Source organism: Stenotrophomonas sp. PFBMAA-4 (assembly GCF_030053215.1).
Taxonomy (GTDB): domain Bacteria; phylum Pseudomonadota; class Gammaproteobacteria; order Xanthomonadales; family Xanthomonadaceae; genus Stenotrophomonas.
In genome coordinates this window covers 74,019-99,497 of sequence record NZ_JASGBW010000020.1, presented here as the reverse complement: position 1 = coordinate 99,497, position 25,479 = coordinate 74,019, and the positions used below count along the sequence as shown (strand labels likewise).

General features: G+C 59.5%; 21 protein-coding genes. 18 read left to right on the top strand and 3 right to left on the bottom strand.

Translation table 11 applies throughout. The features are described 5' to 3' along the window. From QMZ26_RS13675 to QMZ26_RS13655, 5 genes are all read left to right on the top strand, one after another. Positions 1–630, top strand: a 630-nt coding sequence (locus QMZ26_RS13675) for a DUF2345 domain-containing protein (RefSeq protein WP_283221795.1), incomplete at its 5' end; no start/stop codon positions are given. Next, positions 627–2,051: a hypothetical protein gene (locus tag QMZ26_RS13670; protein ID WP_283221794.1), complete on the top strand. Its 1,425-nt coding sequence runs from the start codon at positions 627–629 to the stop codon at positions 2,049–2,051. The genes QMZ26_RS13675 and QMZ26_RS13670, both read left to right, overlap by 4 nt. An 8-nt stretch (positions 2,052–2,059) precedes the next feature. Continuing rightward, positions 2,060–3,103, top strand: coding sequence for a PoNe immunity protein domain-containing protein (locus QMZ26_RS13665; RefSeq protein WP_283221793.1), 1,044 nt, complete (start codon positions 2,060–2,062; stop codon positions 3,101–3,103). Between the two features lie 386 nt (positions 3,104–3,489). Next, positions 3,490–4,314: a hypothetical protein gene (locus QMZ26_RS13660; protein WP_283221792.1), complete on the top strand. Its 825-nt coding sequence runs from the start codon at positions 3,490–3,492 to the stop codon at positions 4,312–4,314. Between the two features lie 43 nt (positions 4,315–4,357). After that, on the top strand, positions 4,358–5,200 hold the full coding sequence (locus tag QMZ26_RS13655; RefSeq protein ID WP_283221791.1) for a hypothetical protein: 843 nt from the start codon (positions 4,358–4,360) through the stop codon (positions 5,198–5,200). A 109-nt stretch (positions 5,201–5,309) separates the two neighbouring features. Here QMZ26_RS13655 and QMZ26_RS13650 read toward each other — a convergent pair whose 3' ends face one another. Beyond that, positions 5,310–6,452: a YncE family protein gene (locus tag QMZ26_RS13650; protein WP_108745821.1), complete on the bottom strand. Its 1,143-nt coding sequence runs from the start codon at positions 6,450–6,452 to the stop codon at positions 5,310–5,312. A gap of 262 nt (positions 6,453–6,714) precedes the next feature. On the opposite strand from QMZ26_RS13650, the gene QMZ26_RS13645 reads away from it, so the two are divergent. From QMZ26_RS13645 to QMZ26_RS13615, 7 genes are all read left to right on the top strand, one after another. Continuing rightward, complete coding sequence (locus QMZ26_RS13645; RefSeq protein WP_283221790.1) at positions 6,715–7,476, top strand: hypothetical protein; 762 nt, start codon at positions 6,715–6,717, stop codon at positions 7,474–7,476. Between the two features lie 48 nt (positions 7,477–7,524). Beyond that, positions 7,525–8,910, top strand: coding sequence for an NAD-dependent succinate-semialdehyde dehydrogenase (locus QMZ26_RS13640; protein ID WP_283221789.1), 1,386 nt, complete (start codon positions 7,525–7,527; stop codon positions 8,908–8,910). Then, a complete protein-coding gene (locus QMZ26_RS13635) occupies positions 8,907–10,325 on the top strand; it encodes a dihydrolipoyl dehydrogenase (protein WP_283221788.1) in 1,419 nt (472 codons plus the stop codon). The genes QMZ26_RS13640 and QMZ26_RS13635 overlap by 4 nt, the downstream gene beginning before the upstream one ends. A gap of 109 nt (positions 10,326–10,434) precedes the next feature. Further along, positions 10,435–10,650: a hypothetical protein gene (locus tag QMZ26_RS13630; RefSeq protein WP_283221787.1), complete on the top strand. Its 216-nt coding sequence runs from the start codon at positions 10,435–10,437 to the stop codon at positions 10,648–10,650. A gap of 482 nt (positions 10,651–11,132) precedes the next feature. Further along, a complete protein-coding gene (locus QMZ26_RS13625) occupies positions 11,133–11,501 on the top strand; it encodes a hypothetical protein (RefSeq protein ID WP_283221786.1) in 369 nt (122 codons plus the stop codon). Positions 11,502–11,539: 38 nt separating this feature from the next. After that, positions 11,540–11,764, top strand: coding sequence for a hypothetical protein (locus tag QMZ26_RS13620; RefSeq protein ID WP_283221785.1), 225 nt, complete (start codon positions 11,540–11,542; stop codon positions 11,762–11,764). A 31-nt stretch (positions 11,765–11,795) separates the two neighbouring features. Continuing rightward, positions 11,796–12,575 carry a hypothetical protein gene (locus QMZ26_RS13615; protein WP_283221783.1) on the top strand — a complete coding sequence of 260 codons (780 nt, stop codon included), beginning with the start codon at positions 11,796–11,798 and terminating at the stop codon, positions 12,573–12,575. A gap of 488 nt (positions 12,576–13,063) precedes the next feature. On the opposite strand, the gene QMZ26_RS13610 is transcribed toward QMZ26_RS13615, so the two are convergent. Continuing rightward, complete coding sequence (locus tag QMZ26_RS13610) at positions 13,064–13,549, bottom strand: very short patch repair endonuclease (protein ID WP_283221782.1); 486 nt, start codon at positions 13,547–13,549, stop codon at positions 13,064–13,066. 17 nt (positions 13,550–13,566) lie between these two features. Here QMZ26_RS13610 and dcm point away from each other — a divergent pair, with 17 nt between their 5' ends. Genes dcm through QMZ26_RS13580 form a run of 6 tightly spaced genes read left to right on the top strand, consistent with a single transcriptional unit; the run spans position 13,567 to position 24,585 of the window. Continuing rightward, on the top strand, positions 13,567–15,144 hold the full coding sequence (gene dcm, locus QMZ26_RS13605) for a DNA (cytosine-5-)-methyltransferase (protein WP_283221781.1): 1,578 nt from the start codon (positions 13,567–13,569) through the stop codon (positions 15,142–15,144). A gap of 40 nt (positions 15,145–15,184) precedes the next feature. Beyond that, a complete protein-coding gene (locus QMZ26_RS13600; RefSeq protein ID WP_283221780.1) occupies positions 15,185–17,302 on the top strand; it encodes a sigma-70 family RNA polymerase sigma factor in 2,118 nt (705 codons plus the stop codon). Then, positions 17,289–18,806, top strand: a complete 1,518-nt coding sequence (locus QMZ26_RS13595) for an ATP-binding protein (RefSeq protein ID WP_283221779.1) — start codon at positions 17,289–17,291, stop codon at positions 18,804–18,806. Before QMZ26_RS13600 ends, QMZ26_RS13595 begins: the two co-directional genes overlap by 14 nt. Positions 18,807–18,816: 10 nt before the next feature. After that, a complete protein-coding gene (locus QMZ26_RS13590) occupies positions 18,817–21,786 on the top strand; it encodes a Z1 domain-containing protein (protein ID WP_283221778.1) in 2,970 nt (989 codons plus the stop codon). Then, positions 21,767–22,795 (top strand): PD-(D/E)XK motif protein, encoded by a 1,029-nt coding sequence (locus QMZ26_RS13585; protein WP_283221777.1) that lies wholly within the window; start codon positions 21,767–21,769, stop codon positions 22,793–22,795. Before QMZ26_RS13590 ends, QMZ26_RS13585 begins: the two co-directional genes overlap by 20 nt. Beyond that, entirely contained in the window at positions 22,786–24,585 is a 1,800-nt protein-coding gene (locus QMZ26_RS13580; protein ID WP_283221776.1) for an AIPR family protein, read from the top strand. The genes QMZ26_RS13585 and QMZ26_RS13580 overlap by 10 nt, the downstream gene beginning before the upstream one ends. Positions 24,586–24,634: 49 nt before the next feature. Here the strand turns inward: QMZ26_RS13580 and QMZ26_RS13575 are convergent, their stop codons facing one another. After that, on the bottom strand, positions 24,635–25,477 hold the full coding sequence (locus tag QMZ26_RS13575; RefSeq protein ID WP_283221775.1) for an MAE_28990/MAE_18760 family HEPN-like nuclease: 843 nt from the start codon (positions 25,475–25,477) through the stop codon (positions 24,635–24,637). Positions 25,478–25,479: the final 2 nt, after the last annotated feature.

The window sequence follows — 25,479 nt, the reverse complement described above, 5'->3', positions numbered from 1 at the left end:
GTGCTGCAGGCCGGCAGCAGTGCGATCACGCTGGAAGGCGGGAACATCACGTTCAGCTGCCCGGGCGAGTTCAAGGTGAAGGCGGGGGAGCATGCGTTCTTGGGGGGAGAGTTCAATGCGACTGCACTCACCGCACTGCCGACCGGCCTGTCGCCCCGCATGCTCGAGCTCAGGTACACGTACTCCGATCTCAAGCCCATCAACGGTGCACCGTTCCGGCTGCAGTTCGACAATGGCACCTGTGCCGAGGGAACGCTCGACGAGCAGGGCGTGGCTCGCGTACACAATCCACCCGGGCCCGGGCAGCTTTTCCTGGGGTATGACCAGAGCGACGTCGTAGCGCGTCATCCTCGGCCGGCCAATCCCTTGTTCGGTTTTGTACCCACTTCTGCGGAGGAGGCATGCGCCTCGCTGGCCCAGTACGCCCAAGCTGAAGACGACTATATGGAAGACAACTTTTTCCCGGATGAAGTGGCGGCAAGCAGCGCCGACGATGTGCCCTACGAAGATCGCCTCGACAGCTATGCATACGACGAGGATGTTCCTGTCAGCATTGACGATCGCAACGATCCGGGGCAGCACGTAGAGGTCATCCTCCCCGAATCTCTGTCGGGCGGGAGCAACGCATGAGCGACGCGCCCACACTGCAACAGGCCGAGCAGGACACGCTGGCCGAAATTCTCACCTGGATACAGGAAGTAGTGGAGGGGCGCGGTGCCTCCATCGCCCAGATGGTGGTGTCGGTGGTTCTTGGCTTCATTCCCTACGTTGGCCAGGCCATTGATGTCTACAACATCCTGCGCAGCCTCTGGATGCTGACCAAAAATCCCGGTGACACCGAGCACTGGATTTCACTGGTGCTGTCACTGGTTGCAATCATTCCCGGCTTCGGCGATGCCATCAAGAACGCATTCATCATGATGCGCTCCGGCAAAAGGATGGGGCGCATCCTCGACAGTCTGCCCAACTATCTTCGCGGCAACGTCGATACCTGGTTCCGCACGCTCGACTGGGCAACATATACACAGCAGACCAAGAACAACGTCACCGGCATCATCAACGGCATGATCGAGGTGCTCGAGCGTCGTGCAACCCAGTACATCCTCGATCGCAAGGGACTGCAGGCATTGGTGGCCCGCCTCCGGCAGATAGGTGATGCGGCCAGCAGGCAGGTGGATGCCGCGATGGCAGAACTGCGATCGCTTCACACCACGGCACTGCGTGACCCGTTGCCCAGCACCGCCGCCAGCGCACCCATCAGCCCCGGCGCAATTCGTATCCCCACACCGGGTACGTCCAGTAGTGGCGCGGTGCGGCAGACATCGGCCGGCACGCCCACCCCGGCCAGCGGATCAGCCACGGCGACCAAGCGACAAAGTGATCGGTCCCCTGGGCCAAAATCGCGCACTGGCGCGTCGGGTGAGCACATTGCCGATTACTACTACGTACGCCGGCAGGGCAGCCGCGGCAAAGTGAACCATAAAGGCGTGCTGTACGAAATGCATCAGCCGGGGCATAACGGTATCGACCATGTGTGGTACGGCCGCCGCCTACCGAACGGCTATCGCATCAGCGATACAAAGGGAACATCCGGGCCAATGCACAAGCTGGAAACGGCCCGCGCGGTGTTTGAAGCGCTGGAGTACGGCATTGATGCCTATCTGGGCGAGGAGGATGAATCCAAAGCGCGTGGTGCGGTCAATAGTAAGAAGACGGAAACCGGGGTCCAGATGAGTCACGCCTGGATCGCCGAGAGAATTGAGAGCGCGGAGCTGGCGGATCCGCATGCTGCGAAGTTGGTACCCGCAATCGAGAAGTGGAAACTCAACGAGTTCAAGCTCGGCGCCGAATCAGTGATGGATGACGAAGGCGGGTTGTCAAAAGCATTGATCAAGTGTCCCTACGACCGCAGCATCATCACCGTGGTTGGGCCCAACCACAATCTGCACGACAAGGCACGCGGGCCCGCTGTTGGCCGGTGTGGCAAAAGCGCGGCGAGCCACCAGATCGCGACCGAATTCATCCTGCCCAATACTTTGGTACTTGAGTGACTCTGACCATGAACCTGCCTATCCCCGACTGGAAGGAATGGAATCGTTGGAAGATTTCCGAGACTGCGTTTGACGCCCGACGCGAGCCGTATCTGCGCCATGAAATGTACGCCACGCGCTTTGATGACCACCTTGGTGGCATCGCGATGGTAACTATGGATCTGCCGAAGTACGCAGATCGGGCACGCAGGGGGGGAATGATGATGTCCACCCAGCAACGTCTGTGGAGTACGTTTGGCTGGATGAGTCTTCAGTACTCCGCCGGTGCTCCCGTCCAGCAATTGGCCGACGTCTGGCCATATGCACTGGAGTGGGCTGAAGAATATGGGCGTATTCACACGGCTTATCATGATTCGCAGGAGAACACCTCCGGCAGAATCATTCCGCACGCTCCACTGGTCTCCCCCAGCTACTGGATCGTCGCGTTGCGCTTGGTCTGTTTCGGCCTGCTGACCGGTAACGCGGAGAAGATGCCACGCGTGATGGCATTCCTGGACTACGTCAACGCCGAGCTGGGCATTCACGACGGTCTGCTGGAGCGACTGGTGGCCCAGTGGGCACCCGGTCGGCCCATCCCAGACAAAGCCACCCGCCATCTGCCGTACCGGCGTCTGTTCAAGGTGTTTGCTGCCGAGCCTACGCAGCGGCCCGCGCTGATGGTCGACTATCTGGACAACTGGTACCACCACAGCCGCCGCGAGCCCTACATCGACCAGCACGAAGGCAGTGGTGTCACGTTCTACGGTTACTGGTCCTGGGAGGCTGCGGCCACCACAGTGGTTCTGGGCATTGACGACGCCAGCTACCGCAACATGCCGTTCTACCCCAAGGATCTGGCCGACTTCGCGCGGCACTGTACATCAGCACAGCCGCAACGACCTTCGAGGGTGCCCGCAGGGCAACCCTGCCCGCAAGCGGGATGGTGGTACAGCCCCGCCCAAGGCATGAGGCGCTTGTTCCAGGAAGGTGATGTGCTTCCCGACGTCAACGGCGACTGGGGTGACACCTTCTGGATCTGGGCCGCAGACCAGACGCCGCCGGCGTTGGGTTGATGTTCTACCGGCAATGCAGATGCCTTCGTAAAGGTGGGCACCGCCTTGAATTGCATGGAGATCCAATGGCATGGCTACCTCGCGCTGACGGCTTTGGCGACTACGCCGTCTCTGCTTCTTCATGCTCAGCTTATGAATTGCCCTAACACGCGAGGCGAATCCCATAACCACGGGATCACCGCCCATGAACATGATCGCAATTCCTTTTTTCTAGCACCTACAGGCGTCTTGATGGATTCCCACCGATTACCCGGCTGCGCTCCCGGCACCTCCGACTGCCCGGAAAGAATCTCTTCCAAACTACACTTGGTGAGTTTTGTGTCAGCGAAAGCCTCCATTCGCACGTTCGCCCGAGAAAGCTCCTGCTCACGGGAGGGGCAGATATGATGGAATTTCTGATTCCCGCATTGGCAATCTCCTTGGCGGTCGCCGAGGACTGGCGACCCACTGAGGAGGCGTTGTGCTCGTCATCAAGCGTGATCGTAGAGACTGCTGACGGGCGCATGTACCGGTGCCCGATCGCCAATGGTTCGCATTTCTTGATCGACATTACTCCACCCGATGACGAAACTCACTGGAAACTGAATTTCGGCTCCCTGGATAAGCCTCCCGAAGGCGCTGGATCCTATCATCCCGTGCAGGACTGGCCCTTTCGTTCAATTTCCACAAAAAGCGCCCTTCATGACGAAGAGTATTTTTACGTCTTTGATCGTGCGGGCCGAATAGTCGAATCCAGTGAGGCCGATGCTGTCGGTCAGCACATGACAGAGGTCCGGCAATCCGGCCTTCGGATCTGGCCAACAGCGAATGTGTATTACCGTCTGAGTGCCTCCGACAATGACAGCGAGAGCAGTTTCCTGGAAGACGGAGCGCTCACAATGGATGTTGCCAGGCACGCGTTGGTGGTTGATGGCCGGATGCTTTGTCCTGCTCTGGATGAGACCGGATCTACCGAATGGAATGATGGTGATAACTTTAGCGAGGCATTTGAGTCGTACATCAACGGCCACTGCAAAGATGCAGAAAGACACGTGGTGCCTAAGCCCGGCTCTGATCAGGAGCTACAGGTTTATTACACATATCGCGTCCCTTCTTACCACCTGCAACCATTTGAATGGAGCTTTCAACGCCATGATGAGCCAGAGCAACCGGTGCGTAACAGCCGTGGTGACTGCGTGGCACAGTGCACTCCGCTTTACCGCGGACCTTAACGCCATGCCCTGGGATGCCTGTATCCAGAGGGTGGACCAGCCAATGAAGTACCAATCGCTCCTGCACTGGCCCCTGTTGTTGGGTTTCCTTATCCACCCAATTGCGGCTAACGCGAGCACAGAAGCTCCCTCGTTCGTCTGCCCCCCCGCTCCGGCAACGATCCATATCGTTGCGGGGGGCAGTATGGTGCGATGCACGGGTATCGGCCATGACGACTACCGTCATGTCCCTCTGCCTGATGACGCATCGCATTGGCAGCACATTCTCAGCCTGAACGGCATCATTGAGGACTATCTTTTCAGCTATATCCCCGTCCAGGAATGGCCCTTTAGATCCATCGTTATTTCAAGCCACCCGGCGGCACCGGATGTAGAACGTTATTTTGTCTTCGACCGCCAGGGCATAGTAGTGGACAGCAATGAGGGCGACGCCATCGGCGAACAGTTGATGGAAATTCGCTTGTCGCACGTCCGGTTGTGGCCCAGGGCACACGTTTATTATCGGATGCCACCGAAGCCGGCCCTTCGCAAAGGGAAGAACTTCAACACGAACTCGCGCATTGCTGCCACGTCACGCTATGCATTGGTCACTGGAAAGGATGAGCTTTGCCCAGTGCTCCACAACCGTATATACAGCGTGTGGGAGCAGCCCAGCGCTCTGGAGAGTGCTTCAGCCGCCTACATCCACGGACACTGCGCACAGGCGTTCCGTACGAATCCTGCGCTGATACCAGACTCGCAGGGAACTTGGCTCGCCTACCCGGGGTCTTCGGCCGATGGCCTCAACATGGTCTGGAGTGTGCAGCGCCATGACTCGCCTGTACGACCGATCCTGGACCGCAGTGGAAACTGTCTGGCGCAGTGCGACGCCAATGAGAGTAATTAAGCGCTGACTGCGCGTCCGGGATCCACGGCGCTACGCCGCGTAAAAGCCGCCGGGCATGGCCCGGCGCTACCCATTCCTTCATCGCCAGGCATTTCCCGGCGCTACCGCTTTACAGCTGGATGCGCGCCACGCTCTCTTCCGAGCCCTTGGCATCCTTCTCGCCGTTCTTGATGCTCACGAACAACACGTTGTTCTTCGCATCCAGCGCCAGGCTGTTCGGGTGCGTCGGCACCGCATAGCTGGCCACCTTCTTGTAGCTGGCGCTGTCATAGGCGGTCACCGTGCCGCCTTCGCGGTTGGTCACGTACAGGCGCTTGCGCGGTGCATCCAGCAGGATGCCCAGCGGGCCGGCATCGGTCGGGAGGCTGGCCAGTTCCTTGCCGGTGCTGCGGTCGAGCACCAGCACGCGCTGGCCAGGGTGCTTGCTGACGAAGCCCTCGCTGCTCTTGGTCACATAGTCGCGGATCATCGCTGAGCCCTGGTCGGTCACGAACAGGCGCTTGCCGTCCGGGTCCAGCGCGATGTTCATCGGCTGCTCGGCGGCGATCTTGTGCTGGGCCACCACCTTCTTCGAATCGGTACCCACCACCACCAGGTCGGCCAGCAGGTTGCTGGTGTAGACGCGCTTGTTGGCTGCGTCCAGCGCCAGGCCCGGCGCCTTCGCCTTGCCCAGGCCCGGGATGGTGTCGATCAGCTTCAGCGTGGTGGTGTCCACCACGAACAGCACGCTGCCCTCGCCGGAATGGCCGGTGACATACAGGCGGTTGGCGGCGCTGTCGACCACCAGCTCGCGCAGGTCATGGGTGTAGCCGGCCTTGCCGTCCTTGCCCACCTTCTTTTCCATCAGCTGCACGGTGCCGATGGCCTTGTTCTGCGCGGTGTCGACCACGGTCACCGAGGTGTCCACGGTGTTGCCGACATACAGGCGGTTGTGGGCGTCATCCAGCACCACGCCGAAGCCCTTGCGCTCCAGCGGGATGCGGGCCTGCACGGCCAGCGTGGCCGGGTCCAGGCGCAGCACCTGGGACGGGCCGGCGTTGTCGCCGAAGCCACCGGACGAGGCCACGAACACGGCGTTCTGGGTGGGGCTGTAGGCCAGCTCGTACAGGCCCTGGGCGATGGCCTGGCGCTGCACGGCGGTGCTGGCGGCGGGTGCTGCGGTCGCGTTATCGGCAAATGCGGCCGGGGCGCCGACGCTGAGCGAGATGGCAACGGCCAGAGCGGCCGAGCGGAAAGCGGAATGACGGGTCATGCGAGCATCCTTGAAAGGGCACGGGAGGGTGTCCTGGCTCGCTGGGCCGTTCTGCGACGGCCCGCCCTGCAACTGTCTGCGCAGGGTGGGCTGGCTGGGTAGCGGGGGAATGGTAGCAGGTGGGGGGCGTGGCGTCCGCGCAGGCATGCGTGGCTGCTGCTCGTACAGCCTGACATGGCCATCACCGGCGTTCACGCCGCTGGAATCGCCGGATGCGCAGGATCGAGTGCCCCCTCATCTGCCCTCGCGCGGTCCACTCCTGATGCAGCAACTCGCCAACGATTTCTGGAACCTGCGCGGCACCTTCAAGGTGGCTGGGCTGCTTGACCTGGGCACCCAGCTTTCAGTCGTGCGCCGTACCAACGGCCGCTTCCTGGTTCTGGACAGCTACTCCCCCACCGAGGCCCAGCGCCAGGCACTGCTTGGCCTGACCGCGGGCGGCACGCTGGTGGATGCCATCATCAACGTGCATCCCTTCCACACCCTGCACTGCGAGCCCCTGCACCAGCTGCTGCCCGCCGCGCGCCTGATCGGCACCCGCCGCCACCTGCAGCGTGCGGCGCATCTGCCGTGGGACCCCGAGGTGATTGAAGACCCCGCCGCCCAGGCCGACTTTGCCGATGACCTGGATTTTTCCGTACCCGCCGGCCTGGATCTGGTGCCGGCCAACGAAAGCGTGCACGCCAGCTCGGTGCTGGTCCGCCATCGCCGCAGTGGCATCGTGCATGTCGATGACACGCTCAATGTGCTGGCGGTCCCCGGGGCATTGGGCAGGTGGCTGCCGCAGTCACGCCTGAAGTTCCACCCCACGCTGCCGCGTGCGCTGCAGGCGCGGGCCGGCGCTGCAGTGGCGTTTGATCGTTGGGCGCGCGCGTTGGCCGATCGCTGGGCCGGCACCCCTTATGTCTGCGCCGCCCATTCGGCCGTGCGCAAGCTGCCCGCCACTGGCTGGCATGACGAAATGCTGAAGGCGCTGCGCCACGTGGAGGGCACCTTGCGCCGCCACCACCGCCGCTACGGCTGACACCTCCCCTTTACTACGCTACCCCTCTCCCCCCAAGGCGAACCGACCATGACCGACTCCCAGATCAAGACCATCAACCCACTTACCGAACAGGTGCTGGACACTTACCAATACATGTCCGACGCCCAGGCAGCAGACACCGTTAAGGCAAGCCACGAGGCGTTCCTGCAGTGGCGCCTGCGCAGCCTGGACGAGCGCGCCGCCGTCATAACGGCCATTGCGCAGAAGCTGGAAGAAAAGAAGGAAGCCTTCGCCCAGCTGATGACCAACGAGGTCGGCAAGCTGATTGGCGACAGCCGCAGCGAAGTGGATCTCTGCGTGGCCATCTGCAAGTACACCGCCGAGCAGGGCCCCAAGGTACTGGCGGACGAAGAGCGGCCTTCAGCCAATGGCACCGGCATCGTCACCCACGCGCCCATCGGCGTGGTGTACGGCATCCAGCCGTGGAATTTCCCGGCCTACCAGGCGGTGCGCTACTCCATTGCCAGCCTCATGGCCGGCAACGGCGTACTGCTCAAGCATGCCGAAAGCTGCACCGGCAGCGGCCTGTTCCTGCGCGACCTGTACGAGGAAGCCGGCCTGCCCAAGGGCTTGTTCGGGGTATTGCTCATCAGCCACGACCAGTCTGATGCCATCATCGACCACAACCTGGTGCGCGCCGTCACCCTGACCGGCAGCGAGAAGGCCGGGCGCACCGTGGCCGAGAAGGCCGGCAAGGCGCTGAAGAAGACCATGCTCGAACTGGGCTCCAACGACGCCTACCTGGTGCTGGACGATGCCGACCTGGACCTGGCGGTGAAGACCTGCGTCAAGGGCCGCCTGTTCAACAACGGCCAGACCTGCGTCAACGCCAAGCGTTTCATCGTGACCGAAAAGAACTACGACGCCTTCGTTGAAGCCTATGCAAAGCAGTTTGCACAGATCCGCATGGGCGACCCCAACGATGCAGGCACCCAGCTCGGCCCGATGGTCTCCAAGGCGCAGCGTGACACCCTGCACGAGCAGGTCAGCAAGAGCGTGGCCCAGGGCGCGCGACTGGTGGTGGGTGGCGAGATACCCGACCGGACCGGCTGCTTCTACCCCGCCACGGTGCTGGCCGATGTTGCGCCGGGCCAGGTGGCTTACGAGGACGAATTGTTTGGCCCCGCCGCCGCCATCATCAAAGCCAAGGATGATGAAGACGCCCTGCGCATTGCCAACGACAGCCGCTACGGCCTGGGCGGCGGCATCTTCAGCCGCGATGTGAAGCGCGCGCGCGAACTGGCCACCACCTACTTCGACACCGGCATGGTGTGCATCAACACCTTCAACGTGGCCAGCCCCGCCCTGCCCTTTGGCGGCGTGAAGGCCTCCGGCTACGGCCGCGAGCACGGCCCGGAGGGCTTGAAGGAATTCGTCAACGTCAAATCCATCACCCTGCCGGCGGCCCCGTGAGCACGCCCCTGCACTGCGATGTGGCGGTGATCGGCGCCGGTACTGCCGGGCTTGCGGCAGAGCGCGCCGCCCGCCGCAACGGCGCCTCCACCCTGCTCATCGATCCGCACTTCAACGGCACCACCTGCGCCAACGTGGGCTGCATGCCCTCCAAGCTGCTGCTGGCCGCGGCCAAGCAGGCCGAGCGCGTGCGCCGTTCAGACCTGTTTGGCATCCGCGTGGAGGGCCTGCAGATTGATGGCCCGGCGGTGATGCAGCGCGTGCGCGACGAACGCGACCGCTTTGCTGCACTCACCCGCAAGCAGATTGAGGACCTGGACCCGGCCACCCGCCTGACCGGCCGCGCCCGGTTTGCCGGCCCCACTACGCTGGTACTGGACGACGGCCGGCGGATAGAGGCGCGCGCGATTGTCATCGCCACCGGGTCGGCCCCTGCCCTGCCCCCGCCCTTTGAAGCACTGGGCGACCGGGTGCTGACCAACGAGAGCCTGTTCGAACTGAAGCAGCTACCCGAACGCGTGGCCGTGGTAGGCACCGGCTCGGTGGGGCTGGAATTTGCCCAGGCGCTGGCCCGGCTGGGCGTGCAGGTCACCCTGCTGGGCAAGGACACCTCGCTGGCCAAGGTGCGCTGCCCGCGCGTGCACGACGCGTTGCTGGCGGTGCTGCAGCGGGATATGGACGTGCACCTCGGCGTGGACGTACACCCCGAGCGCACTGCTGAAGGCGTGCACGTGCGCTGGAGCAACAAGGACGGGGCAGACGGCAGCGTGCAGGTGGATTACGTAGTGGCAGCACTGGGGCGGCCGCCGACTTTGGATGACCTGGACCTGGACAAGGCACATCTGGCGCTGGACAAGCACGGCGTGCCCTGCCACACGCGCGAAACCATGCGCTGCGGTGACAACGCCATCTTCCTGGCTGGCGACGCCGCCGCCGACCTGCCCCTGCTGCATGAGGCATCGAGCGATGGCGCCATTGCCGGCCGCAATGCTGCGGCGCTGCCAGCAGAAATCACCGTGAAGCGGCACGTGGCGTTGAGCATCACGTTCACCGATCCGCCGGTGGCCAGCATCGGCCAGTCTGAAGACGAGGGAGCGGTGACCGGCAACGCTGATTTTGACGACCAAGGCCGTGCCCGCGTGGAAGGCGTGAACGAAGGCACGCTGACGCTGTATGCGGCGGCACCAGAAGGCAAGCTGATCGGTGCGGACCTGGTGGCACCTGCGGGCGAGCACTTGGCCCACCTGCTGGCATGGGCGGTGGAAACCGGCTGCACGGCCAGCCAGCTGTTGGAGCTGCCGTTCTACCATCCCACCATGGAGGAAGGCTTGAAGCAGGCCCTGCGCAGCATCTGCGCGGCAACGCCGATTGCGCTGCCGGCTGACCATGATGCGGGCGCGCCTGCTGGGGGATGAGAGGTGGGGCATGGGCGGCGCACTTTTTGGCCGCCCGCGCCTTGCAGTGCTTCCGTCCCAGCCCGTGAGACACCTCCACGTCATCCTCCCCTGCCCCAGGAGGATGACCATGACCAAGATCGACGCAGCGTGGCTTGAAGAGTTTGACGAGGCCCTGCTGGGCCTGTTTGCCGTGGACCACAGCGATGCGGGCATGGATGAGTACCTGCTCAACTGCTACGCGGATCAGGAGCCGCGCGAGGCGGCGATGGCGTTTGGCAATGACTACGACCTGGCCCGCACGCCGGTGCTGTGGCCGATGCCGGGATTGGCGATGCATAGTTGAGTGGTGTCGCAATCGGCACGTTTTGCGGTTTGGTGCTGCGAAGGGGCTGTCGTAATTGGGATTACAAGTCTTCGTAAAACGGGCATTTTGAGTGGCATTTGGGTGGCAACTTAACAACGGCCAAAACCATTGCACCGCAAAGCATTCGGGCGCTGGACAGCGTGCAACAATGCCGTAAGCGTCAGCACTTGCGGCCTCTTCGGACTGCGATTTCTTGGCATCCCGCCGCCAGGCGAGTACACCTTGGCTTGCCACAGAGCACTGTGGCGCGGGACTCGAAAACCCGGGTAAGTGTCAGCAGTAAACGCTTGTCAGCCGGCGTCACCTTTGTGTGGCGTCGGCTGGCAAACCGTTCGCGCTCTTTATGGCGGGCGGTGCGTGGGGGCTTCGTGCCCGCCGGTCTGACACTTACCGGTTTTCGAGCCACGCATCGTCCGCCACCTTATGGGTGGCCCTGCTGTCTTTCTGCATGGAGCATTGCCATGAGCGCAACGAAAGCCCCCGTTCTGAAGATCCAACCCGAACCGGCCGTCGACGATCACGAAGAAGACCCGTTCCCCGATCCCAACAGCTTTGTCGCCACGCTGCGGCGTATTGGCGCCGGTGCCGCTGCCGATGGGCAGCCCTGGCCGGAGCTGCATCTGAGCCTGGGACGCCGCATGCAGATGGCCGACGCGGACTGCGCGCTGTGCGGCCTGCGCACGGTGGCGGAAATGGCGCTGGCCGGGGAGCGATCGCGGCAGAACGGCGCGCGGGAGGATTGCCTGGATGATCGTTCGATGGAGGGGCTGTTGATGGCGGTGCTGTCGCTGACCATTCTGGCTACTGAGCGGGCGCAGGGGCGGGTCTGACTGCACGTAGCTGATTGCGCTGTTCAGAGGGGGATGACATGAGAGGCGAACGCGTTCGCGGGCTCACGTTTGAGGCGCTGGTGGGCTTGTTGGAGACGGGTGGCTTTGTTGGGGAGCAAAGCAACCCGGCAGGGGATCGCGGCATCGTCGTGGGGAGCGATGCCGCAACGACCCGCTCGGCGGAGGAGATGCTGATGGCAATGGTCGCGTTGATCGTGATGGCGCTTGAGCGTGCACCGAGGCAGGTTCGGGAAGCTGCATAGTCCTCACGTTGGTCCTGCAAGGAGGTTTTCCATGAGCGGCGCACCTTCTTACCGGCATGGCTTCGTTGCATGGGTGGTCGCCTTGGCTGCCACCGCCTGTGCACCGGAGCCATCGCCGGGCATCGATGACGACATCCTTGCCTTCATGGTGGACGCCAACCGGCCACGCATGGTGGAAGGCCGCACCTACTCCACGCAGGCGGTGGAGGCCAGCGTTGGGCCGCGCCGTTTCATGTTTCCGGCCAATCTGTACTACAACCAGATCGGCCCGTTTCCTGATGGCGGGGTGATGCTTAGCGTGCTGTGGCCGAATCTGGAGGCCACCGCGCCGGGCGACTTCCCCGTAAGGACGGTGGAGGATGGCTACCGGCAGGTATCCATTGAGCTGCGCTATGTGGGCTACGCGACGACCGGCGATTATCTGGCGCCGCACATTGGCAGCGGCTGGGCGCAGAGCCTGGCGGAACGTGTGGCGCAGCCGCTGCGGTTCGGGCTGACGCCGTATGCCATTGGCCTTGCGGCGGGGGCGGATGATGCGCAGGCGTTGGAGCCGGACTGGTATGTGGTTCGTGCGGACGGTGGGAGGCTTAGGACCTTCATCAGCTGCGATGCCGCTAGGGTCGTAGCTGATGGGCTGGTGATGGGGTCGCGGACGCTTGTGCGGTCTGGAGGGGGCCGGATCGCGATGTGCCGGCATTCGGTGGTGGATGTGGAGAGTGGGATAGCGGTGGAGATGAACTACGCGCGGGTGATGCTGGTGGAATGGCAGCGGTTGGAGGAGGCTGCGGTGGGCTTGATTGGGCGCTATTAGATCAATCCCTTCCGGGTAGCTGACAAGCCGTAGCTCAGTGTTCCGGCGGCGTCTCGGTCCTAGCGAGGGTGTCCCGGCCCCTGCGGCCGCGATATGGAACTTGGCAGGCTCGCCAGAGAACTGGCTGGCGGAGCTGTTTCGGCACCGACAGGCGCACCGCTTGCTCAGCCAGTGAGACGCAACCACGCCCCCCTCTCCATCGCGAAAAGTGCGGATAGCATTGTCTAAAGCCAAATGCGGCAATGCTGCACTGACGCCTGCCTGGCCAGGCGATCGATAGGCCTGGCCCCGCCCAGACTAAAGAATCAGCGACAGGACCCGCTACCCTGGTATGATTCCGTCAGGCGTCGGGGGGCGCGGCTCGCGCATTCAGAGCGAATTGCTGAACCCTGCCGCAGACAGGCCGGGGCCGGCGTCTTGGAGCAAGACCGACCACCCTTTCTGAACGCGAAAATGAACAAGGGAATGGTCGTAGGCAGATGGATTTTTCACAACGGATCGCTGTCCAGGTCCTTCCGAATCACGGCGTCATTGCTGGCGAGGATCTCAATCCCCTGGCGATCAGTGGCTATCCATCCCGCAAGCTCGTCACTCGCACCTGTCGAATCGAGCCGGATCGCACACTCCCACACCACGGCCACGCGCCAGCCCATGCTCAAGAGCGTTCTGACTGCGGCCAGATCGCGCTGCCGATTGGCGGCGAGTTTTGCATCCCAGAAGTCCGATCTCGTCTTTGGCAGCCTGAAAAGGGGGCACCCTTCATGGCGATGCCAGAAGCATCCGTGCACGAAGACGACAGCTTTCCATTTTGGAAGCACAAGATCAGGCTTTCCTGCGAGCCCTTTCGAATGAAGCCGAAACCGGAAGCCGCGCGCCCACAGCTGTCTCCGGACAATGATCTCCGGCTTAGTGTTCTTGGCCCTGATTCTCGACATCAGTGCTGACCGAACGGCCGAGCTCATCACATCAACCATCTAGCAGAGACTCCGTCTTGACCGCAGTACGTAAGCCCATCGGTGTAATTGACATCTTTGCCGGCCCCGGAGGCCTCGGCGAGGGATTCAGCAGCTTCAAGCCCGACGAAGATGCCAAATACCCCTTCGAACTCGCGGTATCCGCTGAAATGGAGAAGTCTGCGCATTCGACTCTCCGCCTCAGAGCCTTCTATCGCCTGCTCATCCGGCAGGAAGGCCATGTGCCACGAGAGTACTACGACTATCTTGATGAAGTTGCGAAGGGCGAGGCCCTCCATCCAGCCGCACATTTCGGAAGCGGTCAATGGAGCAACTTGTGGGCCGAAGCAGAGCGCGAGGCACTCAACCTCACCCTTGGAGAGGAGAAGGACAACGATGCGCTCTATTCAAGGATCAACGAGGTCAAGGATCAGTACGAGAAGATGATCCTCATCGGAGGTCCTCCGTGCCAGGCGTACTCGCTCGTGGGTCGGGCGCGCCAGCGGCATGTGGAGGGGTTCTCTTCGAAAGGAGACAAGAAGCACTTCCTTTACAAGCAGTACCTGGGTCTTCTTGACGAGTACTCCCCTGCCGTCTTCATCATGGAGAACGTCAAGGGAATTCTCACCTCCAAAGTGGGCAACAAGGAAATGTTCGCCGCAATCATGCGCGATCTGTCCGACCCTGCTGCTGCCCTGAAAAGGGAAAGGAAGGAAGGTAAGAATGGGCATCGCTACGTGCTTCTTCCTATCCACGTTGAAGAGAACCAGAAGCGGACCAGCGAACTTGTTGCGGAAGACCCTTCTGCTTTCATCATCAAGTGTGAGAACCACGGAATTCCTCAGGCTAGACACCGGGTCATCATCATGGGTGTCCGGGAGGACCTGATTCCAGAGGGCATTGAGAGCCTTCCAGGTTTGAATGTCGAAGAACATGTCAGCGTAAAGACGGCTCTTGTGGGGCTGCCAAGACTCAGAAGCGGTATTAGTCGAAAACAGGACGATCCTGAAGAATGGCGCAAGGCGATGGAGTCGGAGCGGGACCGTTTAGTCCGAATTCTGGGCAACACCTATCCGGAGGTGGTAGAGAAGCTCCAGTCACTACTACCCTCCAGCGCATTTCCACGCGGCTCCATCAAGTACAGCACCGGAAGCAATCCCTACGTCAACAAGCTCAAGAGCACGTCGCAGCATTGCTTGCTCAACCACGAGACAAGGGGCCACATGAAGTCCGACTTGGGCCGCTATCTGTTTTGCGCAGCGTTTGCACGCGCCTACGGAAAGTCACCCACAAGTCGTGAATTCCCCAGAAAGCTCGCGCCTGACCACTTGAACTGGGATAGTGGCTCGTTCTCGGATCGCTTCCGGGTTCAGCTCAAGACCAAGCCGTCCAATACGGTTACCAGCCATCTTTCTAGGGACGGTCACGCGTTCATCCATTGGGATCCTCGCCAGTGCCGAAGTCTCACAGTCAGAGAGGCTGCCCGGCTTCAGTCGTTCCCAGACGACTACGTATTCCTCGGCAATAGGACTCAACAGTTCGTACAGGTCGGAAATGCAGTTCCGCCTTTGATTGCCAGACAGATCGCCAGAGTCGTGTGGTCGATACTCAACTAGGCGACGGGTTCAACAGGGGGAACCAATGAATCAAGGGGAAATGGAGTCCCTGGGCTCTACAGGTATCCGGGCTGGCAGTGAAGCCAGTGACGGGGACGAGCGGCATTCATCGCTGAAGCCGCTCCTTCGACTCGCCGCGCTTCGCGGCGATGAGGAGCATGTGCTGCGCTACCTCGAACTCGGCGGTGACGTGGAGGCACGTGACCAGCAAGGGCGAACACTGCACATGCTTGCCGCATCCAAAGGGCATGTGGATCTCTGCCGTTTGATTTCTGAGCACGCTCTCCAGATTGAGCGGCTGGCAGTCCAGAATGCAGAAAATCCAACAGCCACGCCGGACGGCCTCCGGAGCGATGAGCGTGATGCTGAAGCCGAGGAATCTGCTCAAACGCGAGCGACTGATTCCTCACAGAACTCCACTCCCGAAGGTGATGAATTCGAATCCGAGTTCTTTGCTTCGTGGGAGGAAGAAGCTGAAATCGAAGCTCCGCTGGAGGATCCCTCGCTTCGATCGACAATCCAGGCCGTGCAGGAAGTGATTTCAAAGCACGTGATTGTCGATAAGGATGAAGACTGGAGTGATCTGGCGATACTGCTCCCAAGTCAGGCCGAAATCTCATTGATTCGGGAGCTAAATCATGGTTCTACCTATAGCCTCTTCGAAGCGGTGGTCCACCGTGCCCAAGTGGAGGGCAACTTCAATCCTCATGACCTCAAGGTCATCTCCCGGGAGGTAGAAGGCGATGAGGACGGCGATGTACTTCGCCAGCTCACTATCCTCCTGGGCCAGATCGATTCTGTGTCGGAAGAAGATGACGAATGGCTACCTCCGCTGCACCTGCAACAGGACAACGAACCAGAACTGGATAGCTCCATCCATGATCTGGAAGAGTTCATGCAGGATCTCTCGTCCAGAACGAACGATCCCTATTCCCATTTCGAAAAGATTGCCCAATCGTCTGTTCTGCTGGATCGTGCAGGAGAAGAACGCGTTGGGCTCCTCTTGGATCTCTCTCTTAGGGATGCGTATCGCGCAATCGCCGAGAATCCCCTTGCTGCTGCTTCGATGGAGAGGCTTGCGAATGATCTAGCCCAAGGGCGCATTTCCACTGGTCAACTCAGCCATGTGAGCGCCGAGGATGAAGATCAGGAAAGCGAGTCCACCGAAGCTTCAGATGACCAGAACGATGAGGATTGGCTGGGTCAGTCCTCGAACAGACCTGGGCTTACCGGCATGCTGGACAGAGCGCGCGACGCTTGCCTGGCATGGCACACGAATTCATTCGAGGCGAACTTGGAGAGGGAGGCGTTGGTAGCTGTTTCTGCCTTGGAACTAACCTCATCAACGGTCCGACGCCTTGAGAAGGAATTCGATAGCGCGGGACACGCAAGCCCACCTCTACGCCGGGCTGTGCATCGCCTTTCGCGCATAGAGAACGAGATGTTCCAAGCCAACATCCGACTCGCAGTGCACGTTGCCGACAGCTATGCGTGGAGTTCACTGCCGCGCATGGATAGGATCCAGGAATCATTGATCGGACTGTTGAAAGCAATCGACAGATTCGACTACAGAAGGGGCTATAAATTCTCAACCTACGCAATGTGGTGGCTAAAGCAGTCTGTTGTACGAGCCATTGGCGACAGAGGCAGACTAATCAGGCTTCCGGTTCACGTCGTCGAGAAGATCAACAGGATGTTCAAATCTGTCAGAGAGGCTGGCAGAGACTCGCTGGAAGGAATGAGCGCACAGGAGGTGGCCTACATCACCGATCTCTCGTTGAGCGAAGTTACCAAGACACTAGCGGTGATCAAGGATGCTGCTTCTTGGGATCAGCAAGAAACTTTGCTCGAACTCGCCCTCGCCACGCCAGATTCCGCGCCCACGCCTGAAGAATTCTCGAACGAACTGCTGCGAAGGCAGGCAGTTCTCGACTGTCTGAGCACCCTCCCCCCGAAGGAAGCTGAAGTCATCCAGCATCGGTTCGGCTTGGTCGACGGCAACGATAAGACACTGGAGGAAGTCGGTCAGATCTTTGGCGTGACACGGGAACGCATACGTCAGATTGAGTCCAAGGCACTAAGACTGATGCGACATCCAGCACGACGTCTCAACGAACTGGTCAATGGAAAGCCGGAGGCTGATGATGCAGCAGAGTAACGGGGAAAAACCACAAGGAAGGAATGCTCCGCCCCGGGCTGACGCCATGGTTGAGGCACTGCGCGGTCTTGGCTATACGACGGCCACGGCATTGGCAGACATTGTAGACAACAGTATCTCCGCTGGTGCCGATCAAGTGGAAATCGGGTTCAATTGGTCAGGCGCTGACAGCTGGATATCCATCACGGACGACGGCAGAGGCATGAGTAGTACTGAGCTCTTCAGCGCAATGCGCCTTGGCGACCGCAATCCCTTGAATACGCGAGGCGCATCGGATCTTGGCCGATTTGGCATGGGGTTGAAGACAGCATCTTTCTCCCAGGCCAGAAGATTGACCGTCTCAAGCACCAAGGATGGCCAATCTAGTTGCCTGCGCTGGGACCTGGACGTACTGGCATCAGATCCGAATGGCGAGTGGCACCTTCTTGATGGGCCGGAACCATCCTCGGAGGCACGCCTCGTCCAGCGTCCGGTTCAGCTGTCAGGCACTGTAGTCCTGTGGGAAAACCTTGATCGCATTGTCACCGAAGGGTTCGCTGGCACGCATTTCCTTGACCTCATTGACGACGTGGAGCGCCACCTCGCAATGACTTTCCACCGTTTTCTTGACGGCAGCGGCCCTGGCATTCGCCTGACTCTCAATGGGAAACGCGTTAAGCCTTGGGACCCCTTCCTCTCTTCCAACCCGGCAACCTGGCGGTCACCCGAGTCAAGTGTTGGCGAGGGGGGACTTAGAATTACCAGTCAGGCCTTCGTGCTCCCGCATAAGGACCGTCTCGACGACAAGGCCTACGCTGAAGCGGGTGGCATCGAAGGCTGGTCTAGTCAGCAGGGCTTCTACATCTATCGTGGCCGGCGCCTCTTGGTTGCGGGCAGCTGGCTCGGCCTTGGGCGTGGACGCTCCTGGTCCAAGGACGAGGCCCACAGGCTTGCACGCATCAGGTTGGACCTGCCCAACGATCTCGATGCGCAATGGAAGATCGACATCCGCAAGTCGTCCGCCCATCCTCCCGCTGCACTGCGACCTCAGCTATACCGACTGGCCGAAGACGCCCGCGACAGAGCGCGCAAGGTGTTTCTGCATCGTGCGCATTCCAATTCGTCGCTGGGACGTCGCGACGAGGTCGTCCCCGTTTGGCAGTCGAGAGAGACAGCTACAGGGCGAAGGTACCGTGTCGACCGTGCGCATGCAGCGGTCAAAGAACTGCTGGATGACGTCGGGTTTGGCGCGAAGGTTGAAGCGATGCTGCGCATCCTTGAAGAAACCATCCCCGTACAAAGAATATGGCTTGAAGCGGCGGAAAGCGGAGAGCACGCAAAGGGCGGCTTCACGGGTGAGACAGACGACTCAGTTCGTGAAGTTCTCAATGTGATCTACCGGAGCCTGGTGGAGAAAAAGGGTATGTCGCCGAGCATGGCGAAGCGACAACTTCTAAGAACCGAGCCGTTCGATCTCCACCCAGAGCTGGTCAAGAGTTTGCCGGACAACATCTCCAAGGATTGAAGAGAGAATCATGAGTGACTCAAGCGAAAGCAGCGTTATCAAGATCGTCCAGGAACTTCTTGTTGGCGAGAAGGACTCAGGCCCAATAACTCCCACGTTGATCGAAGACAAGATCAATCTGGCACTGATGCTGAACCGCAACTGGGCGGTCGATCTTGATCGTGATGCAGTTACCGATGAGCTTATCCGACGCTTCAGCGTGTGGATCGGTGATGACATCAGTCTCTCCGATGACCGTGGCCATGAGCCATGGCTCGACTCCTCAAGGAAGGAAGACTGGCGCTACTGGCAGCGATACCGAGAGATGATCGAAAAGGACTTGTCTTGGGACATCGCGGACAAGCTTGACAAATCGACTGACAAGATCCTTGGCATGCTTGAGGATCCGCTACGTCCTGGTCAGTGGAGCCGCCGAGGACTGGTTGTCGGGCACGTACAGTCAGGCAAGACTGCGAGCTACACGGGCTTGGTATGCAAGGCAGCTGATGCGCAGTACAAGATAATCATCGTACTCGCCGGCCTGCACAACAACCTGCGCTCCCAGACGCAGATACGTCTGGAAGAAGGCTTCCTCGGGTATGAGACCAGCTCTGCGCATGACGTTCTCAAGCGCGTGGGCGTCGGCCTGATCGACAGTGACATGTCCATCAAGCCCAATTGCGCTACAACGCGAGCCGACAACGGTGACTTTGGCGGACGAGCTGCAACTCAGCTTTCGATCAGCCCCGAGCAGCGGCCCTGGCTGTTCGTCGTCAAGAAGAACAAGTCAGTACTTGTCAGACTTCTCAAGTGGATTCAGGCACACGTCGCGGATGCTCCCATCGCAGACGCAGATCCAGATTCCACGAGCAAGAAGGATCTCCCCATGGTGGCAAGAAGGGCTACCAGGTTCCCGTTGCTCATCATTGATGACGAAGCAGACAATGCCTCGGTTGATACCGGTGAGATGGTAGTGGACGAAGAAGGAAATGCCGATGAAGAGCATGATCCAACGGCAATCAACAAGCTCATCCGGCGCATACTCAACTCTTTCTCGCGCTCAGCTTACGTCGGCTATACCGCCACACCGTTTGCAAACATCTTTATTCATGAACGCGGCGAGACCCGTAATGAGGGGCCTGATCTCTTTCCCTCTGCCTTCATCCAGAATTTGGCGGCACCGGACAATTACGTTGGCCCCACGACAATGTTTGGTCGCGCATCCCCAGAGGGTCGCAAGGGGCAGCTTCCGCTTATCCGACCTGTGGATGACTACTACGCAGACGACAAGGCGACGGGATGGATGCCCGTTGGCCACAAGATCGAGCACGTCCCGGTATGGAGCAAGGAACACGCACTGCCCCCGAGTCTGAGGGAGGCGATCGACTCCTTCATCTTGGCGTGTACTGTCAGGAAGCTGCGCGGCCAAGGAAAGAAGCACTGCTCGATGCTTGTGCACGTCACACGGTTCAACAATGTCCAGAAGTCGCTGAAGGCTGATATTGACGACTACGTCAAGCATGCACGGCAGACCATCGGCCGCAACATCGATCACGCCGCAGCACTATCACGTCTGCAGGAGTTGTGGAGCCGGGACTTCCTTCCCGCTTCCGCGACGGTTCGCGAGCTCGGCCTGGGTGACGTGCCCAGCTCAGATGCTACTTGGCAAGACGTCGTGTCTGCATTGCCGGGCGTACTCGATGACATCGAGGTTCGGATGATCAACGGAACTGCCAAAGACGCTCTCGACTACGAGCAGAACAAGGATCGAGGCCTCAAGGTCATCGCCATTGGGGGCGACAAGCTTGCGCGCGGCCTTACGCTGGAAGGCCTCTGCACCAGTTACTTCCTGCGCGCATCAAAGATGTACGACACACTGATGCAGATGGGTCGATGGTTCGGCTATCGGCCGGGCTACCTCGATCTCTGCCGCCTCTACACCTCACCGGACCTCATCCGCTGGTTCAAGCACATCTCTGATGCATCGGCAGAACTGAGAGAAGAGTTCGACCTTATGGCGAACTCCGGAGCAACTCCCAGGCAATTTGGCCTGAAGGTCCAGTCGCATCCAGAGATGATGGTGACGTCGCAGATCAAGATGCGGAGCGCGAAGACACTACATCTTTCCTATAGTGGGGAGCTTGTTCAGACGGTGTCTTTCCCAACTGACCCAGCAGTGCTTGATCGAAATCTAGCTGCAGGCAGCCAGCTCATTACACAGATGGGTGCACCGGTACAGAGCGGCGTCATCAAAGCAGGCTTCAATGATGGGGCCAAAGAATGGAACGGGCACCTCTGGCGTGACATTGATTTCGCTACCGTTGTAGATTTTTTGAATAGCTACAGTACGCCCTCCACGGCCTACCGAGTAAACAGCAGGATGCTCGCTGATTTCATTCGAATGATGGCCGAAACTAGTGAACTTACGCAGTGGACCGTGGCTCTCTTGGGAACTCAGTCCGGCAAGCAACATGCCATCGTTCCTGAAATCAGCGTGGGGATGGCGCGAAGAAAGTCGGAGTCTGAGGCCGCGAGTACGTACTCAATCGGCGTGTTGCTTGACCCGAAGGATGAGTCGATAGATGCAAGTAGTGCCCAGTGGGATGCTGCCCTGGCGCTCACTGTCTCGACTTGGAAGAACAAACATGCCAGCAGCGGCGCGGCACCGCCAGAAGCCCCCAGTGGAGTGGCAATGCGACGCGTGCGTGGCGAAGGAACGGATACTGTCAAGCCAGAGCGTGAGAAGGGGCTGCTACTTCTCTACGTTCTGGACCCTGCTCGGGCTCATAGGAACGAGGACGGAAGTTGGACGCGCCCCCGTAACCTGAAGAATGCTCCGCCCATTCTAGCTTTCGCGCTGAGCTTCCCTGGAAGCAACTCTTTAATCAAGATTCCCTACAAAGTTAATAATGTAGGCTGGGAGTCCGAGTACTCCAACCTCCCCGATTACATTATCAACAACATCGCGTGGGAGGAATTGAATGCTCCGATCCAACAGTGACATAGAGCTGGCGGCTGCGTGGCGCGCGTTGAGCGGCCAAGCGGCAGGGGATGGCTGGAAAGTTATCGAACTTTTCGGTCTCGGCAACTGCTGCGTGATGGCAGGCCGTCGCGGCGCGCGGAATGAGGAGAGCGTCCTCGTCGGCGTTAGGGGAGACTTGCCACCTCAGCCATTTCAGCTCCCGCGTGGACAGGGATTCAGCCTCATAAGCACAGAGCTTCATGGCTACCCCGTCGACCACTCTTGGTTTGCCTTGGTGCGCCAAGAGTCGGGATCGCTCGAGCTTTTCACCAAAGTGGCGGTCGATCTGGTCAATCTGATGGAGAGCTCGTCAGCACAGGATGGTCCAAGAATTCATAGTGCAATGATCTCCAGGATTCGTGCCTGGCAGGCTTTCATGAAGCGCGATAGCGACGGTGTCCTATCAACGGAGGAAGAGATTGGGCTCTTTGGAGAGCTTTTGGTTCTTCGGAACCTCCTGAACGATGGTGTTTCAGAGTTCGATGCCCTCGACAGCTGGGCTGGGCCTGATGAGGGGCTCCACGACTTCCTGCTCGGCGATGGTGCCATCGAAGTGAAGACAACCATGGCGCCGGCCGGATTCATGGCGAGGATTGCCAACCTCGACCAGTTGGATGACAGTCTGCATCAGCCGCTCTATGTTGCGGCAGTTCGTCTTGCTCAGTTGAGTGATGGCGCGACCCTTCCCGACTTGATCGACCAGGTCGCCGGACTACTCGACGATCCTGGCGCAAGTGCATTGTTGAACAGCCGCCTTGTTTCTGCCGGCTACATGGACATGACCCGCACCGAATACACAAGGCGTTTCGGTTGCAGCGAGCTTACATACCGGATCGTGGGCGATGACTCACCTCGCCTCACCCGCTCGAACGTACCCACAGCAATTCATGAGGCACGTTACTCCCTCGATCTGGATAGCTTGCCCGTAATAGCGTCCACCTACGCAGATATTTCGAATAGTCTTGGAGTGAAGAATCAATGGAACTGACCGATTTCCTTTCGCAGATTCGCGCGGAAGTACATGACGAAATAGAGGACCGGATGTCCGTTTCGGGGACCGCCTACCCCTATCCGGAGCTGGTGTTTGCCGAGATTACGATGCGCCACATGGAAGAAGTGGGCATGACGTACGAACCACAGGTCTGCTACGTTGATACGCGCGTCCATGTAGGCAACATCAGGCTAAGCGGTTATTCCATCTCGGAGGACGGGGAGCGTCTCGACCTGTTCGTAACGTCCTACCGGAACTCGGAAACTGTCCAAGCCGTTCCAGACTCTGAGGCTAAGCAGGCTGCGGAATATTGCTTCCGGTTCCTGTCGCAGTCCGCCCAAGGAAAGATGACCAAGTCTCTCGATCCTTCGAACGATGCCTACGAGCTCGCAGTGCATATCGAGCGAGGCTATCGGGACTTCGAGGAGATCCGGATCTACGTGCTGACGGACGGTCAGGTGAAGACCAAGAACTTCAAATCGCAGGAGGTCGGAGGACGGACCGTACGACTTGAGGTGATGGACATCGAGCGGCTCAACCGCCACCTGTCGGAGGGGAAGCCAAGGGATGAACTGGTGGTCAATTTTGCGGAGGTGGCCGGCACGCCTCTCCCGTGCGTCTATATCCGTGGCGAGGAGGACAGCTATGACTACGCGATGACCGTATTCCCGGCCGACGTGCTTCGCCATCTTTATGACAAGTACGGCGCCAGACTTCTTGAGGCAAATGTGCGGTCATTCTTGAGTGCAACCGGAAAGGTCAACAAGGGCATTCAAGCTACGCTGCGCTCAGAGCCAGAGAAGTTTGTCGCGTACAACAATGGCATCGTGGTGGTCGCCGACGAGGTCAGCCTTGGGAAGACCAGCGATGGTGGCCCAGGCATTGCGTGGCTGAAGGGGATGCAGATCGTCAATGGTGGCCAGACGACCGCATCCATTTATTTCACAAAGAAGAAGTTTGCAGATACCGACCTGTCCAAGGTACAGGTTCCGGCGAAGGTCGTAATTCTCAAGACGGAAAACTCCGCCGCGGAAGAGGCGCTTATCAGCGACATCTCGCGGTTCGCGAACAGCCAGAACACCGTCAAGCAGTCCGATCTATCTGCCAACTCCCCATTCCATGTTGAACTCGAGAAACTTTCCGATACCGTCTATCTGCCAGATGGTGTCGGCCGGTGGTTCTATGAACGCGCCTCGGGCAGTTACAACACCAAGCTGGCGCGCGAAGGCAGTACGCCCGCCAAGTACCGGGCCCTCAAGACCACAGTCATTCCCCCGGCCCGGCGCCTGGTCAAGACAGACCTCGCCAAGTTCCTGAACTCTTGGGATGGCCGGCCAGACCAAGCCAGCCTTGGCGGTCAAAAGAACTTCGCCCGCTTCATGGACGATGTGAAAGATCGGGAAGAGCGCGGAGAATCCGTGGCTCCGGATGCAACCGGGTTCAAGCAGATGATTGCCAAAGTCATCATATTTAAGCAAGTTCAGTCGCTCGTGCGTCCTCTATTGCCCGCATTCCAAGGCAATGTTGCCATCTACCTGGTCGCGTTGTTGTCCCAACAGCACGGATCAAAGATCGACCTGATGCGAGTGTGGGAGCAGCAAGGTCTCTCTGATGGATTCAAGGATCAGATTCGCACCTGGGCTAAAGAGGTAAATGCAGCTCTCAATGCTTCTGCCAAGGGGAAGATGATCAGCGAGTGGGCAAAGAAGGAAGAGTGTTGGTTGGTCCTGCAGAAGCTTTCCCTTAGCCCGGTCAGGAGTCAATTAGTTGAACTGAAGTATCAATAGACCACAAATTAGACGCCGCGCCATTTGGCGCGGCGCTCTTGCATCAAACTCAAGCCCAAAGATAGTTCCATCTTTCGGACTTAGTGGACCGCTCTCGCGCTCTGCTTGCATGGACGGTGGTGATCACCGAATCAGCTACCGCCTTCAGACCAGAACAAAGAGACTGGATCTCCTCACAGAAGTTCTCAAGTTCCTCAGGCGTGATCTGCTCGCCGCCTTCACCGTGAGCGATTCGATTTCTCTTTTTAAGAAGCTCCTGAATGCAGGCGACGTACCCTACATTTCTTCTTTTTTTTCGCGGAGCCCATTTTTCATCAATCAAGGCCAGCACTTCGTTGCAGCACTCGCTGCCAGCCACCCCGAAGTCTCCGATTATTTTTTCAAAGCGACCGCGAAATGGCTCCGACTGACTATCTACCGTGTATGTGGATTCGATCGCATAATGAGATATTGAGAGCCGATCAATTACGTCCTCGATTCCAAGTATCGAAAACAGCTCATCTACCTTCGCAACTGTCGGATTACTATCGGTGCTTATCATCAATTTTGGCGACAGGCCGAGTGGCGGACCATGCCGCATGGATTCACGAAATTGGTCGACAAACTCGATGTCGATCCCTTTCTTTGCCTTATCGACCAGCACCTTCTTGATCACGCCAGGCGGCACTCGATAAGATTCCACATCACCATCCGCCAGATCCGCTACAACCTCCCGCACGACATCGCGGACAAATCCCTCGAAATGCCCACATAGCAGCACCAGTGCAGCTCTGCAGGTGACATTTCCTACCCGCCGCCCATCGCGCCCGTGATTCATAATCTGATCACGAGCGAGCCCTGCCACAGCCCTTATATCTTTTACATTTTCGACGAAATCTTCGAAGGCACTCATGT